Raw genomic sequence first — 13,419 nt, 5'->3', positions numbered from 1 at the left:
GCCCAGAATGTACGTCCAGACCTCGGGGCCGGCGCGAGCGTCCATAGATCCCGGATACCCCCGGTTTGGTGGGGCATAGTCAGAAGCTTCCGCGCTGTCGCAGGTCAGCCTGCATAGCTCAGCGGGTGGAGCAGGCGCCTTCTAAGCGCTTGGCCGCAGGTCCGAGTCCTGCCGGGGGCGCCCCAAACATGGCTGGTCAGGGCTCTCTCGGACCGCCAGCGGAGAAACGGGGCGCGCGGTACTGCGCCGTTCGTTCAGAGCGTTGGATTCCCAGGGAACGGCGGGAGGCTACATGGAACAGGCCCTCAACAAGCGGCAGCAGGCCGTGCTCGACTGGATGGGCCAGGGGTGTCCCGACGGAGTCTGGCCGGACAGCACGTACAAGACCAGCGGACAGGCCCTGCAGAACCGAGGGCTCATCAAGGTCACCAAACGCCGCGGGCATTGGAGCGCCCACCTCACCGAGAAGGGGCGGCAGCATCTCGTCGAACGCGGCATCCGCCCCGTGGAGCAGAGCACCCGACCGCAGGAGCGCCCAGCCCGAAAACCGGCACCGCCGCGCCCCCGAGCCGTGCCGAAGGCCCTTGCGAACTACGCGGACCAGCTACTCGATGAACTGGCCCTTGCGAACGACGGCTGCCTCATCAAGCCCATCGAATCCGGCCCGCACGCGGTGAATTGGGCGTCACGGGTCAACGCCGCCCGCAAGTCCGGCAAGATCCCACACACGCAGGAGCTGTACGGGTACCGCACCCACCGCGGGTACGAGATCAAGCTGGTCGACATCCCTGCCTGGCGCCTCGCGGAACTCACCCCACTCCCTGTACCGGCCAGACTCACCAAACCCCATGCCGTCGTGGCCGCCCTCCAAAAGCAGCCGCAGCCCATGGGCCTGACCAACCCCCTCCAGGGCCGAGCCTTGCGCATCATCCAAACCCTCATCACCGCCACCGAAGCACAAGGCCACAAGGCAGCGCTCGGAACCACACAAGGCGCTCCCCCGCCCCATCGGCGGCGCAAGGCACCACCGCACTTCTCCATCACTGCCCAAGGCGAAAGTGTCGGCTTCCTCGTCCTTCAAGAACAGGACCGCAGCGAACACGTCCCCACGGACAAAGAAATCGCCGACGCCAAGAAGTACTCATGGATGCGCATCCCCCGCTCTGACTACACCTCCTCCAGCCGGCTGCGTTTCATACTCCGCGGCGGCAGCCCGCACCGTGCAAGCGAATGGGCGGATCTCCCCGACCGGCCTCTGGAAGAACAACTCGCCGAGATCGTGCAGGAGGTCGGCCTCCGTGGCGAAGCCGCGGAGCGCAAACGCCTCGCGGACCAGAAAGCCAGAGAGGCAGAGCGAAAGCGCTGGGAAGCCGCCATGCAGGAAGCCCACGCCGCCTACGCCCACGCCTACCGCGTCAAACACCTCGGAGAACAGGCAGACACCTGGCACCAGGCCAGCCGACTGACCGAATACATCGCAGCAGTACGCAACCACGTCACATCACTGCCACCCGGGCAGGAGCGAACCGAGATCGAGGCGTGGCCGGCGTTCGCGGACGCGCACCTCCAAATCCTCACCGAATCGGTCTCAGCGCCGAAACTGCCCACGCCACCAAAGCCCAGCGGCGACGACCTCAAGCCTTTCCTCGGCCACTGGAGCCCCTACGGACCCCGCTCCTACTGAGCCGGACCAGGGGAAATCACACCGCCACAAGCCGGACCCGCTCGCCGCACAGCTTGGTCATGTCGTCAATATCCGAAGTCAGCATGACCACGGGGCGGTGCTGTCGCAGCGCGGCCTCGGCGACGGCCGCATCGATCGCGTACTTGTGTCCGTGCAACCCGGCATTCATCAGCAGCTTCGAGGCCGCCCTTGCCTCTTCGTCACCGACCGGGACGACCCGCAGCCCGGAAAGCACCCAGTTCAGGCGGGGCTTGTTCGTACGGGCATGGACGGCCTCGATGATGGTGAGCGCACTGATCACGACCTCCATGCCGCGCGAGCGCGCCTCAGCGATCAGAGCCACCACCTGCTCGTCATCGGCGAGCAGCTTCGAGAGCCCCTCGCTGTCCAGGACGAGCGTCCCCTCGTGACTCAGCCTGCGGCGGGCCACTCGGCCTCCTCGGCGAACACCTCGTCAAAGACCTGCCGCGCCCGCTGACGAGCCGGCTCGGAGACCGGCCCCTTGCGGCTCTCGTAGCCCGCCAGGTACTCGTCCAGGACCTGCCCGCGCAACTCACGCTCGACCGCCTCGGCGATGAACGCGGAGAACTCCCGCTTCCCCACTCGCGCCCGGATCGCCTCCGCCGTCCCCTCCGGCAGCGACAGGCTCACCCGCGTCGCCGGGCCTTCCCCGATGCTGTACGTCGTCTCAGCCATGCCCTCGATTGTGTCAAACGAGTAGGAAAAATGCCACGCCCGCACTACCTTCACAGCTCGACCTGTGCCCTGCTCGCGCAAATCCCAGCACGGCCGCCCCCATCCCATCCCAGCACAATCCCAGCACGGTACGGATGACCAGGGATGACGACAGGTGACGAGGGGTCAGCTATCCCAGCACCATCCCAGCACGGGAAAAAACCAAGGGCCCGACCCCGAAGAGCCGGACCCTCTCTGACCTGCATGTTTGCTCGATCAGCGACGTGGTGACATGTCAGCCGCTACACATTGAAGCGGAACTCCACCACGTCGCCGTCCTGCATCACGTAGTCCTTGCCCTCCATGCGGGCCTTGCCCTTGGCGCGGGCCTCGGCGACCGAGCCGGTTTCGACCAGGTCGTCGAAGGAGACGATCTCCGCCTTGATGAAGCCCTTCTGGAAGTCGGTGTGGATCACACCCGCCGCCTCCGGGGCCGTGGCGCCCTTCTTGATCGTCCAGGCGCGTGCTTCCTTCGGGCCCGCCGTCAGGTACGTCTGGAGGCCCAGGGTCTCGAAGCCGACGCGGCCGAGGGTGGCGAGGCCGGGCTCTTCCTGGCCCATGGACTGGAGCAGTTCCAGGGCCTCCTCGTCGTCCAGCTCGATCAGCTCGGACTCGATCTTGGCGTTCAGGAAGATCGCCTCGGCCGGGGCCACCAGGGCGCGCTGCGCGTTCTTGAAGTCCTCGTCGACCAGCTCGTCCTCGTCGACGTTGAAGACGTACAGGAACGGCTTGACGGTGAGGAGGTGCAGCTCGTGCAGGAGCCTGCCCTTCTCCGTGGCCGCCGTGATGCCCGCCGCGAACAGCGTCTGGCCGGACTCCAGGATCTTCTGCGCCTCCTCGACCGCCGCCAGGACCGCGACCTTCTCCTTCTGGAGGCGCGACTCCTTCGTCAGGCGCGGGACCGCCTTCTCGACGGACTGGAGGTCGGCGAGGATCAGCTCGGTGTTGATCGTCTCGATGTCGTCCTTGGGCGAGACCTTGCCGTCGACGTGGACGACGTTCTCGTCCTTGAAGGCCCGGATGACCTGGCAGATCGCGTCGGACTCGCGGATGTTCGCGAGGAACTTGTTGCCCAGGCCCTCGCCCTCCGAGGCTCCCCGGACGATGCCGGCGATGTCGACGAAGTCGACCGTCGCGGGGAGGAGCTTCTGGGAGTTGAAGATCTCCGCGAGCTTGTTCAGGCGCGGGTCGGGGACGCCGACTACGCCGACGTTCGGCTCGATCGTGGCGAACGGGTAGTTGGCCGCCAGCACGTCGTTCTTGGTCAGGGCGTTGAACAGGGTCGACTTGCCGACATTCGGCAGACCGACGATTCCGATCGTGAGCGACACTTTGGCGACTTCCTGGAGTGAGGAGGGGGTCAGGGGCCCGGGGCCCGCTGTTCCGGCCGGGTCCCGGAGTGGACCGATTCTCCAGTTTACGGGCGGGGGCGCGCGGCCTCGCACGGGTCCGGGCGGCGACCGCGACGGCCCGAGGCGGTGACCGCGACGGCGGTCCGGGGTGCCGCCGCGCCGGGGCTACAGGGCCGAACAGGTCTGCTTTCGGCCGAGTGCCCTCGAACGCAGCGCCAAGGTCGGCCAAAGCGCGTGTCCATCGCCTGTTTCCTCCCGCGTCGCGACCTACGTTGGGAACGTGGAGCAGCACAGGACACGACCCCCGCAGCGTCGGCAGCCCCCGCAGGCCGCGCCCGTCCCGCCCGCGCAGGGCTCCTTCGGCGAGACCAGCGCGGTCTACCGGGCGGCGGGGAGGCCCGGGGGGCGGATCCGCACCGTGCCGCCGGTTCTGCTCGCGCTGCGGCGGTTTCCCAACCCCCGGCTGACCGGGATCGGGGCCGGGCTGTTCGCCTCGTTGACCATGTTCGTCCTCGCGTGTCTGGACCGGCTGCTGCTGGACGGCTCGGAGCTCGCGTACGGGCTGCTGTTCCTGCCGGTCAGCGCGCTGACCGCGCTCTGGGTGCGGCCGGCGGACCTGGTGACCGCGCCGATCAGCGTGCCGATCGCCTTCGCCGTCGGCGTGATCCCGATCGCCGGCGGCACCGAGGGCTTCGGCGGCCGGACGATGGCCCTGGTCACCGCGCTCGCCGTGCACGCCGGCTGGCTGTACGGGGGAACGCTGATCGCGGGCGTCATCGCCTCCGTACGCAAGGTGTGCCACCTGCGGGCCCGGCGGCGGCGCCTCCTCGCCCAGAACCGCGGTCCGGGGGCCGAGCGGGCCCCGCGCACCCCGAACGCCGCGGTGCCGGTCCGGGCCGTCCGCGCCGGGCAGGCCCCGGCGGCCGACGTCGCCGCCTCGGGAGCCCGCCGCACCCCGCGCCCCTGAGCCCCGCCGCTGAGCCCCGCCCCTGAGCCGCTGCCGCACGGATTGCGGCTCAGCGACAGCCAAGGGCGCCCGGTCGGCGCTCCGGCCCGCCGCGCCCCGGGCGGCCCGCTGCGGCCCCGCCCCGCGTCCCCGCCCCGCGTTTCCGGCCCGCGTTTCCGGCCCGCGCCCCCTGCGGTCTCGTCAGCTGCGGGCCGCGGCCATCGCGGCGCCCACGATCCCGGCGTTGTTCTGGAGCTGCGCCGGGACCATCTCCGCCCGGACCTTCTCGATCAGCGGCAGGAACCTGTCCGCCTTGCGGCTGACACCGCCGCCGACGATGAACAGCTCGGGCGAGAACAGCATCTCCACGTGGTGCAGGTACTTCTGCACCCGGTGCGCCCAGTGGTGCCAGCTCAGCTCCTCGTCCTCCTTGGCCTTCGTGGAGGCGTGCTTCTCCGCGTCGTGGCCGTGCAGTTCCAGGTGACCCAGCTCGGTGTTGGGAACGAGCCGGCCGTCGATGAAGAGGGCGCTGCCGATGCCCGTGCCGAAGGTCAGCATGATGACGGTGCCGTTGCGGCCCTTGCCCGCCCCGAACGTCATCTCGGCGACGCCGGCCGCGTCGGCGTCGTTCAGGATCGTGACGGGCTGCCCGATCCGCTCGGCCAGCAGCGCGCGGGCGTCCAGGTCGATCCAGCCCTTGTCGACATTGGCGGCGGTGCGGGTGATGCCGTCCGTGACGACCCCGGGGAACGTGACGCCGATGGGGCCGGTGAAGTCGAAGTGGCCGACGACCTCGGCCACGGAGTCGGCCACGCCCTCAGGCGTGGCCGGATGCGGTGTCAGTACCTTGTGGCGCTCCTGCGCCAGGTCCCCGCGGTCCAGGTCCACGGGAGCACCCTTGATCCCGGATCCGCCGATGTCCACGCCGAAGATCTCCATGGCACCACCGTACGGGGCGGCCCGGCCGCTTGCGCGGCTACTCGGCGGAAAGGGCGGCCGCCTCGGCCCGCAGGTCGCGGCGGAGCTCCTTGGGCAGGGAGAAGGTGATCGACTCGTCGGCCGTCTTCACCGTCTCCACGTCCGCGTAACCCCGCTCGGCGAGCCATTCCAGGACGCCGTCGACCAGGACGTCCGGCACGGAGGCCCCGGACGTGAGACCGACCGTGGTCACGCCCTCCAGCCACGCCTCGTCGATCTCGCTCGCGAAGTCGACCAGGTGGGCGGCGGCGGCTCCTGCGTCCAGGGCGACCTCGACCATGCGGATGGAGTTGGAGGAGTTCTTGGAACCGACGACGATGACCAGCTCGGCGTCCTCGGCCAGCTTCTTCACCGCGATCTGGCGGTTCTGCGTGGCGTAGCAGATGTCGTCGCTGGGCGGCGAGAGGAGGTTGGGGAACTTCGACTTGAGGGCGTCGACCGTCTCCATCGTCTCGTCGACGGAGAGGGTGGTCTGGGAGAGCCAGACGACCTTCGACTCGTCGCGGACCTGGACGTTCGCGACGTCGTCGGGGCCGTCGACCAGGGTGATGTGGTCGGGGGCCTCGCCGGAGGTGCCGATGACCTCCTCGTGGCCCTCGTGGCCGATCAGGAGGATGTCGTAGTCCTCCTTGGCGAACCGGACGGCCTCCTTGTGCACCTTGGTGACCAGCGGGCAGGTCGCGTCGATGGTGGCGAGCTTGCGCTCGGCGGCCTCCGCGTGGACGGTGGGCGCGACCCCGTGTGCGGAGAACATCACGATGGAGCCCTCGGGGACCTCCGCGGTGACGTCCACGAAGATCGCGCCCTTCTTCTCCAGGGTTTGCACGACGTACTTGTTGTGCACGATCTCGTGGCGTACGTAGATGGGGGCCCCGTACTGCTCCAGGGCCTTCTCGACGGCGATCACGGCGCGGTCCACGCCCGCGCAGTAGCCACGGGGCGCGGCGAGCAGGACACGGCGGGCAGGCGTTGCAGTCATGCGTCCCATCGTAAGGCCGTACCGGAGAGGCGGGGTTGCGGCCGGGTCGGGAGACTGATCGCGACGCACGGGTGAGCGATGGCGACGCACGGGTGAGCGATGGCGATGGAGGGTCGATGACATCGGTGCCGGAGGACCCGGGGAACAACGCGGGGCGCGAGCCGGGACAGGGGCCGGGGCGCAAACGCGGGCCCGCGCCCGATCCCGCGCCCGGGTTCGGGGCCGATCCGGCCGGGGGCGAGCTGCGGCGGACGCTGGGCTTCCGCGACCTGGTCGTCTACGGGCTGCTCTTCATCGCTCCGATGGCCCCCGTCGGCGTGTTCGGCACCCTGGACGCCAAGTCGCACGGCGCGGTCGCGCTGGTCTACGTCGTGGCCACGGTGGTGATGGCGTTCACCGCTTACAGCTACGCCCAGATGATCCGGGTCGCTCCCCTGGCGGGTTCGGTCTTCACCTATGCGCGCAAGGGGCTCGGGGAGGGGCCGGGGTTCATCGCCGGGTGGATGGCCATGCTGGACTACCTGCTGATCCCGGCGGTCGCCTATCTCTTCTCCGGCATCGCGATGAACGCGCTGGTCCCGGAGGTGTCGCGGTGGGTGTGGACGACGCTCGCGGTGCTCGTGACCACGCTGCTCAACCTGTGGGGCGTACGGGCCGCCGCCCGGGTCGGCTTCGCCGTCCTGGCCATGGAGATCGCCGTGCTGCTGGTGTTCGTGGTCTCCGCCGTGGTGGTGCTGGTCCGGGACGGCGCGCAGCGCGGCTGGCTGTCGCCGCTGGGCGGGGACGGCACGTTCTCCCTGGCGGCGGTCCTGGGCGCGGTGTCGGTGGCGGTGCTCTCGTATCTGGGTTTCGACGCCATCGCCTCCTTCGCCGAGGAGGTGACCGGCGGCTCGCGGAAGGTGGCGCGGGCGGTGCTCTTCTGCCTGGCGCTGGCCGGCGTGCTGTTCGTCGCGCAGACGTACCTGGCGGCACTGCTGCAACCGGTCAGCTCGGCGAAGCTGGCCGCCGATCCGTCGTTGCAGGGGTCGGCGTTCTACGACGCGGTGGAGACCTCGGTGGGGACCTGGCTGCACGATCTGGTGGCGGTGAGCAAGGCGATCGGCGCGGCCTTCGCGGCGCTGGCGGGACAGGCCGCCGCCGGTCGCCTGGTGTTCGCGATGGCGCGGGAGCGCCGTCTGCCGCCGTTCCTGGCCAGGGTGGACGAGCGGTCGGGCGTGCCGCGGGTGGCGATCCTGGGCGCGGGAGTCGTGACGCTGGTGGCGGCGGTGTGGGCGGCCCGCCGCGACGACGGCCTGGACCATCTGGTCTCCGTGGTGGACGTCGGCGCGCTCACGGCGTTCGTGCTGCTGCACGCCTCGGTGGTCGGCTGGTTCGTGGTGCGCCGGATGGCGGGCCCGCCCGTGTGGTGGCGGCATGTGCTGATTCCGGTGGTCGGCGCGGGGGCGCTGATCGCGGTCATCGTGGAGGCCACCGCCACCGCGCAGATCGTCGGTCTGTGCTGGCTCGGCGTGGGGCTCGTGGTGCTGGCGGTGCAGGGGACGGGCCGGCGTACCGGTATGGAGGGGTGAGCGGGGCGCGCGTACGGAGAACGGAGAGGTGCGCGGGGCGCGCGTATGGGGAGGTGGGCCGCCGGCTCCGGACTACGGGGCCGCCGGCGTACGGGAATGTGACCGGGCGCGGCTCCGGACTACGGGTAGGCGTGCCGGGCTCGGTCGCTGGTGCGGGGGGCTGTCGGTGGCTGCCGATACGCTCGCCCGTATGGCTCTCAACACGTCCGCGGAAGCGCCGCTGCCCGTCGGTGAGGTGTCACGCCTGATCGGGGGGTGGATCGACCGGCTCGGGGCGGTCTGGGTCGAGGGGCAGATCACCCAGTTGTCGCGGCGGCCGGGCGCCGGGGTGGTCTTCCTGACCCTGCGCGACCCCGCGCACGACATCTCGGTGAGCGTGACGTGCTTCCGGCAGGTGTTCGACCGGATCGCCGACGTGGTGACGGAGGGCGCGCGCGTCGTCGTCCTCGCCAAGCCCGAGTGGTACGCGCCCCGGGGCCAGCTGTCGCTGCGGGCGACGGACATACGGCCGGTCGGGATCGGCGAGCTGCTGGTGCGGCTGGAGCAGCTGAAGAAGTCGCTCGCCGCCGAGGGGCTCTTCGCACCGGACCGCAAGAAGCCGCTGCCTTTCCTCCCGCAGTTGATCGGGCTGGTCTGCGGTCGGGCGTCGGCCGCCGAGCGCGACGTCCTGGAGAACGCCCGCCGCCGCTGGCCCGCCGTCCGCTTCGAGGTCCGCAACACAGCCGTCCAGGGCGTGAACGCGGTCGCCCAGGTCGTGCGGGCGGTCGAGGAGCTGGACGCCCTGGAGCAGGTCGACGTGATCGTCGTGGCGCGCGGCGGCGGCAGCGTGGAGGACCTGCTGCCGTTCTCCGACGAACGGTTGATCCGGGCCGTGGCCTCCTGCCGTACGCCGGTGGTCTCCGCGATCGGCCACGAACCGGACTCCCCGCTGTTGGACCTGGTGGCGGATCTGCGGGCCTCCACGCCCACGGACGCGGCCAAGAAGGTCGTCCCGGACGTGGGCGAGGAGCTGGAGCGGGTGCAGCAGCTGCGGGACCGGGCGCTGCGGACCGTACGGGGTCTTCTGGAGCGCGAGGAGCGGGGCCTGGCGCATGCGCTGGGCCGTCCGTCGATGGAGCACCCGCAGCGGCTGGTGGACGAGCGCGAGGCCGAGGTGGACGCGCTCGTCGGGCGCAGCCGCCGGGTGCTGGGCCATCTGCTGGACCGGGCCGATTCGGAGCTGGCGCACACCCGGGCCCGCGTCGTCTCGCTGTCGCCCGCCGCCACGCTGGAGCGGGGTTACGCGGTGCTCCAGCGGCCCGACGGCCATGTGGTCCGCGCCCCCGGCGAGGCCGGGGCCCCCGGCGAACCTCTGCGGGCGCGGGTCTCGGAGGGCGAGTTCACCGTGCGGGTGGACGAATGAGCCGGGTGGACGGATGAGCCGGGCGGGCGAAGCGGGGCGGCGGCCGGGTGAGGGGGACGGGCGGCCGGGAGGACGGATGGCGCGGCCGGTCGGCCGTGCTCTGCGGGCGGTCGGCGTCCGCGATGACATAACGGCTCGGACTTAGGGTGGACGGCATGACGGACGACGGGACGGCGGCGGCTGCCGCGACGAGCACGCTCGGCTACGAGCAGGCGCGGGACGAGCTGATCGAGGTCGTGCGCAGGCTGGAGGCGGGCGGCACGACGCTGGAGGAGTCGCTGGCCCTGTGGGAGCGCGGCGAGGAGCTGGCGAAGGTCTGCCGGCACTGGCTGGAGGGCGCGCGGGCCCGGCTGGACGCGGCCCTGGCGGGGCCGGGGGGCGACGAGCCGGACGCGGAGGCGACCGCCGGAGCCTGACGGCGAGGGCGCGGGCGGGGCATGGCGGGGCGCGGACGTGGGGCGGGGCACGGGTGGGGCGCGGACGAGGGGCGGCCCGAGTCGCGGGTTCCGGGCTGAGGATCACCATCACGATCACCCCCACGACGAGGGTGTGGAGTGGATCACTCCGATCCGACTTTAGTTGAAAGTTAACCTAAACTCCGGCTACGGTCGTCGCGTCGCTCGACCCCTGTTCGCCCGGAAGGTTCGCACCCATGTCCCTCGTTCTTGACCCCGCAGCCCAGGACCTCCTCTTCCGCGAGGCCCGCACCGCCAACACCTTCACCGACGAGCCGGTGACCGACGAGCAGGTCCAGGCGATCTACGACCTGGCCAAGTTCGGCCCCACCGCCTTCAACCAGTCGCCGCTGCGCGTCGTCCTGGTCCGCTCCGCCGAGGGCCGCGAGCGCCTGGTGCAGCACATGAGCGAGGGCAACCGGCCCAAGACGGCCACGGCTCCGCTGGTCGCGATCCTCGCCGCCGACAACGAGTTCCACGAGGAGCTTCCGGCGCTGCTCCCCCACTTCCCGCAGGCCAAGGACGTGTTCTTCGGCGAGCGCCCGGTCCGCGAGTCCTCCGCCACGCTCAACGCCGCCCTCCAGGCCGCCTACTTCATCATCGGCGTCCGCGCCGCCGGCCTGGCCGCCGGCCCGATGACCGGCTACGACGCCGCGGGCATCCAGAAGGAGTTCCTGGACGGCGACCACACCCCGCTGATGGTCGTCAACATCGGCAAGCCGGGCGAGGACGCCTGGTTCCCGCGCAGCCCGCGCCTGTCGTACGACGAGGTCGTCACGACCGTCTGAGTCCGCACCGGAGCGGCGACCGCGCCCGTGACACGCGTGACGCGTGAGGCGCGGCCCGCGGTACGCCGAAGGGGCCCGGAGCACGATGTGTGCTCCGGGCCCCTTCGGCGTACCGGGGTACCGGCTTACCGCCGGACTCCGGCGTACGGCTTCGATACCGGGACCGCCTCAGGAAGCGGGCGTCTCGGTCGGCGCGGTCGGTGCGGTCGGTGCAGTCGGTGCGGTCGACGCGGACGGTGCGGCCGACGGCTCCGTCTTCAGCGCGGCGGCCATCTCCACCAGCCGCTCCTTGGGCGCCGAGCCCGTGACCACCGTGGTGGCGTCCTTCCCGTGCAGCACCAGGGCGTCGTACTTGGCGCCCTCCCAGTAGGCCCACTCGCGGCCCGCGACGGTCTCCGTGCGGCCGGTGTCCTCGGCCTTCTGGGTGACCTGGGGGACGTAGGCGCGCGCCGGGGCGGTGGACTGCTCGACTGCGACGTACTTGCCGTCCGGGTCGAGGAAGCCGATGTGCCAGGCGTCGTCCTCCTCCGCGTCGTACGAGACGGAGGTCGGCTTCCACTTCTCCGGCAGCCCGTGCGGCGCGGCCACCGGGTACGGAGCGGCGGTCCGCACGGTCGCCAACTCGACGGTGAAGTCGACGGCCTTGATCGGATCGGCCGAGTCGTCGTGCGGAACGAAGAGGTAGATGACGCCCGCACAGGCGGCGATCACCAGGGTCGACAGGAACATGTCCCGGACGGTCTGCTTGCCTCGCTTGCTTGCCACGGAGTCCATGGTGGCACGGGGCCCAACACGCCCGACCGCAGGGTGGGCGCTCATGCGTGACCCGCACTGCTCATTTTATCGACCTACCGATAGAGTCACAGCACCCTCTTTTCCGGTCGTCGCCGTACAGAAAGGTGCGCTCCGATGTCCGAGCATCATCTGCCGTCCCAGCTTGAGGTCTCCCCGGAGGCCCCCGACCGCAACCTGGCTCTGGAACTGGTCCGGGTCACCGAGGCCGCCGCCATGGCCGCGGGGCGCTGGGTGGGCCGCGGCGACAAGATCGGCGCCGACGGCGCCGCCGTGAAGGCCATGCGCACCCTGGTTTCGACCGTCTCGATGAACGGCGTCGTCGTCATCGGCGAGGGCGAGAAGGACGAAGCGCCCATGCTGTTCAACGGCGAGCGGGTCGGCGACGGCACCGGGGCCGAGGTGGACATCGCGGTCGACCCGATCGACGGGACCACGCTCAACGCCAAGGGCATGCCGAACGCGATCGCCGTGCTGGCGGCGGCCGACCGCGGCGCCATGTTCGACCCCTCCGCCGTCTTCTACATGGACAAGCTGGTCACGGGCCCCGAGGCGGCGGAGTTCGTCGACATCAACGCACCCGTGTCGGTGAACATCCGGCGTGTCGCGCGGGCGAAGAACTCGACGCCCGAGGACGTCACCGTCGTCGTCCTGGACCGCCCCCGGCACGAGGGCATCGTCAAGGAGATCCGGGAGACGGGCGCGCGGATCAAGTTCATCTCCGACGGCGACGTGGCGGGCTCGATCATGGCCGCCCGCGAGGGCACCGGCGTCGACCTGCTCATGGGCATCGGCGGCACGCCCGAGGGCATCATCTCCGCCTGCGCCATAAAGTGCCTCGGCGGCGTGATCCAGGGCAAGCTCTGGCCCAAGGACGAGGCGGAGCGGCAGCGCGCGCTGGACGCCGGCCACGACCTGGACCGGGTGCTGTCGACCGACGACCTGGTCAGCGGCGACAACGTGTTCTTCGTGGCGACGGGCATCACGGACGGCGAGCTGATGCGCGGGGTCCGCTACCGCGCGGAGACGGCGACGACCGAGTCGATCGTCATGCGCTCCAAGTCGGGCACCATCCGGACGATCTCCTCGACGCACCGGCTGTCGAAGCTGCGCGCCTACAGCGCCATCGACTTCGACCGCGCGAAGTGACGGGCTCCGGCCGGGCGGCCCACTCCGGCCCGACGACGCACCGACGTCACGGGTACGCGTAACAGGTACGCGTAACAGGTACGCGTAACGGATCGATCCGGGGACGCCGTCTCGCGGCGGACCACGGTCGAGGGGGTGCGGGAGCCGTCGCTCCCGCACCCCCTCTCCCTGTCCTCGCGCTCAGCCCGCCGCGGCTATGCGCCCGGCGGGCGTCGTCGCGGCCAGCTCGACGTCGCGCCGACGGCGGCGGGCGAGCGCCACGCGTCGTTCGGCGGCGGTGAGACCGCCCCACACCCCGTACGGCTCGGGCTGCATCAGCGCGTGCTCCCGGCATTCGACCATCACCGGGCAGCGGGCGCAGACCCGCTTGGCGGCCTCCTCGCGGGCCAGTCGGGCGGCGGTCGGCTCCTTCGACGGGGCGAAGAACAGCCCTGCTTCGTCGCGGCGGCACACCGCCTCCGAATGCCAGGGGCCCGCCTCGTCCTCCCGCGCTGGGGCCCGCTGGGCGGGGACGGCGACGACATGCAGAGGCTGATGCGGCGGTTGCAGCACGGTCTACTCCTGACGACGGCTACGGCTTCGCGAGCGAGA

At 70.9% G+C, this 13,419-nt stretch carries 14 protein-coding genes and 1 tRNA gene; 8 read left to right on the top strand and 7 right to left on the bottom strand.

The genetic code is table 11. The features are described 5' to 3' along the window. Positions 1-107: 107 nt before the first annotated feature. Positions 108-180, top strand: a tRNA-Arg gene (locus EES43_RS19415). Between the two features lie 112 nt (positions 181-292). Continuing rightward, positions 293-1,684: a hypothetical protein gene (locus EES43_RS31460; RefSeq protein ID WP_241192475.1), complete on the top strand. Its 1,392-nt coding sequence runs from the start codon at positions 293-295 to the stop codon at positions 1,682-1,684. A gap of 16 nt (positions 1,685-1,700) precedes the next feature. Here EES43_RS31460 and EES43_RS19395 read toward each other — a convergent pair whose 3' ends face one another. From EES43_RS19395 to ychF, 3 genes are all read right to left on the bottom strand, one after another. Further along, a complete protein-coding gene (locus EES43_RS19395; RefSeq protein ID WP_124269874.1) occupies positions 1,701-2,114 on the bottom strand; it encodes a DNA-binding protein in 414 nt (137 codons plus the stop codon). Then, positions 2,096-2,380 (bottom strand): hypothetical protein, encoded by a 285-nt coding sequence (locus EES43_RS19390; RefSeq protein WP_124269873.1) that lies wholly within the window; start codon positions 2,378-2,380, stop codon positions 2,096-2,098. Before EES43_RS19390 ends, EES43_RS19395 begins: the two co-directional genes overlap by 19 nt. A 281-nt stretch (positions 2,381-2,661) precedes the next feature. Next, positions 2,662-3,750: a redox-regulated ATPase YchF gene (ychF, locus tag EES43_RS19385; protein WP_124269872.1), complete on the bottom strand. Its 1,089-nt coding sequence runs from the start codon at positions 3,748-3,750 to the stop codon at positions 2,662-2,664. A gap of 430 nt (positions 3,751-4,180) precedes the next feature. Between ychF and EES43_RS19380 the strand changes: the two genes are divergently transcribed. Then, positions 4,181-4,738, top strand: coding sequence for a DUF6542 domain-containing protein (locus EES43_RS19380; protein ID WP_241192698.1), 558 nt, complete (start codon positions 4,181-4,183; stop codon positions 4,736-4,738). A gap of 180 nt (positions 4,739-4,918) precedes the next feature. On the opposite strand, the gene ppgK is transcribed toward EES43_RS19380, so the two are convergent. Further along, the gene (gene ppgK / locus EES43_RS19375) at positions 4,919-5,656 is read right to left on the bottom strand and encodes a polyphosphate--glucose phosphotransferase (RefSeq protein WP_124269870.1); all 738 of its coding nucleotides are present in this window, start codon (positions 5,654-5,656) and stop codon (positions 4,919-4,921) included. A gap of 37 nt (positions 5,657-5,693) precedes the next feature. Then, a complete protein-coding gene (locus tag EES43_RS19370; protein WP_206430086.1) occupies positions 5,694-6,683 on the bottom strand; it encodes a 4-hydroxy-3-methylbut-2-enyl diphosphate reductase in 990 nt (329 codons plus the stop codon). 107 nt (positions 6,684-6,790) lie between these two features. Here EES43_RS19370 and EES43_RS19365 point away from each other — a divergent pair, with 107 nt between their 5' ends. The 4 genes from EES43_RS19365 (at position 6,791) to EES43_RS19350 (ending at position 10,887) form a co-directional block, all read left to right on the top strand. Then, entirely contained in the window at positions 6,791-8,242 is a 1,452-nt protein-coding gene (locus tag EES43_RS19365) for an APC family permease (protein ID WP_346774299.1), read from the top strand. Between the two features lie 190 nt (positions 8,243-8,432). Beyond that, on the top strand, positions 8,433-9,644 hold the full coding sequence (gene xseA / locus EES43_RS19360; protein ID WP_124269868.1) for an exodeoxyribonuclease VII large subunit: 1,212 nt from the start codon (positions 8,433-8,435) through the stop codon (positions 9,642-9,644). Between the two features lie 155 nt (positions 9,645-9,799). Then, positions 9,800-10,060, top strand: coding sequence for an exodeoxyribonuclease VII small subunit (locus EES43_RS19355; protein ID WP_124269867.1), 261 nt, complete (start codon positions 9,800-9,802; stop codon positions 10,058-10,060). 236 nt (positions 10,061-10,296) lie between these two features. Further along, a complete protein-coding gene (locus EES43_RS19350) occupies positions 10,297-10,887 on the top strand; it encodes a malonic semialdehyde reductase (protein ID WP_124269866.1) in 591 nt (196 codons plus the stop codon). Positions 10,888-11,055: 168 nt separating this feature from the next. On the opposite strand, the gene EES43_RS19345 is transcribed toward EES43_RS19350, so the two are convergent. Then, positions 11,056-11,661, bottom strand: a complete 606-nt coding sequence (locus EES43_RS19345) for a DUF4245 domain-containing protein (RefSeq protein ID WP_124269865.1) — start codon at positions 11,659-11,661, stop codon at positions 11,056-11,058. Positions 11,662-11,796: 135 nt separating this feature from the next. Between EES43_RS19345 and glpX the strand changes: the two genes are divergently transcribed. Further along, positions 11,797-12,828, top strand: coding sequence for a class II fructose-bisphosphatase (gene glpX / locus EES43_RS19340; RefSeq protein ID WP_124269864.1), 1,032 nt, complete (start codon positions 11,797-11,799; stop codon positions 12,826-12,828). A 180-nt stretch (positions 12,829-13,008) separates the two neighbouring features. On the opposite strand, the gene EES43_RS19335 is transcribed toward glpX, so the two are convergent. After that, positions 13,009-13,380 carry a WhiB family transcriptional regulator gene (locus EES43_RS19335; RefSeq protein WP_124269863.1) on the bottom strand — a complete coding sequence of 124 codons (372 nt, stop codon included), beginning with the start codon at positions 13,378-13,380 and terminating at the stop codon, positions 13,009-13,011. Positions 13,381-13,419: the final 39 nt, after the last annotated feature.

Source organism: Streptomyces sp. ADI96-02, from assembly GCF_003846185.1.
Taxonomy (GTDB): domain Bacteria; phylum Actinomycetota; class Actinomycetes; order Streptomycetales; family Streptomycetaceae; genus Streptomyces.
The sequence above is the reverse complement of the archived record's forward strand: the minus strand, read 5'-3'. Positions and strand labels throughout refer to the sequence as shown.

Coding starts and splice junctions, on each gene's coding strand:
- EES43_RS31460 (WP_241192475.1), top strand. CDS start 293: ATGGAACAGGCCCTCAACAAGCGGCAGCAGGCCGTGCTCGACTGGATG.
- EES43_RS19390 (WP_124269873.1), bottom strand. CDS start 2,380: ATGGCTGAGACGACGTACAGCATCGGGGAAGGCCCGGCGACGCGGGTG.
- ppgK (WP_124269870.1), bottom strand. CDS start 5,656: ATGGAGATCTTCGGCGTGGACATCGGCGGATCCGGGATCAAGGGTGCT.
- EES43_RS19370 (WP_206430086.1), bottom strand. CDS start 6,683: ATGGGACGCATGACTGCAACGCCTGCCCGCCGTGTCCTGCTCGCCGCG.
- EES43_RS19365 (WP_346774299.1), top strand. CDS start 6,791: ATGACATCGGTGCCGGAGGACCCGGGGAACAACGCGGGGCGCGAGCCG.
- xseA (WP_124269868.1), top strand. CDS start 8,433: ATGGCTCTCAACACGTCCGCGGAAGCGCCGCTGCCCGTCGGTGAGGTG.
- EES43_RS19355 (WP_124269867.1), top strand. CDS start 9,800: ATGACGGACGACGGGACGGCGGCGGCTGCCGCGACGAGCACGCTCGGC.
- EES43_RS19350 (WP_124269866.1), top strand. CDS start 10,297: ATGTCCCTCGTTCTTGACCCCGCAGCCCAGGACCTCCTCTTCCGCGAG.
- EES43_RS19345 (WP_124269865.1), bottom strand. CDS start 11,661: ATGGACTCCGTGGCAAGCAAGCGAGGCAAGCAGACCGTCCGGGACATG.
- glpX (WP_124269864.1), top strand. CDS start 11,797: ATGTCCGAGCATCATCTGCCGTCCCAGCTTGAGGTCTCCCCGGAGGCC.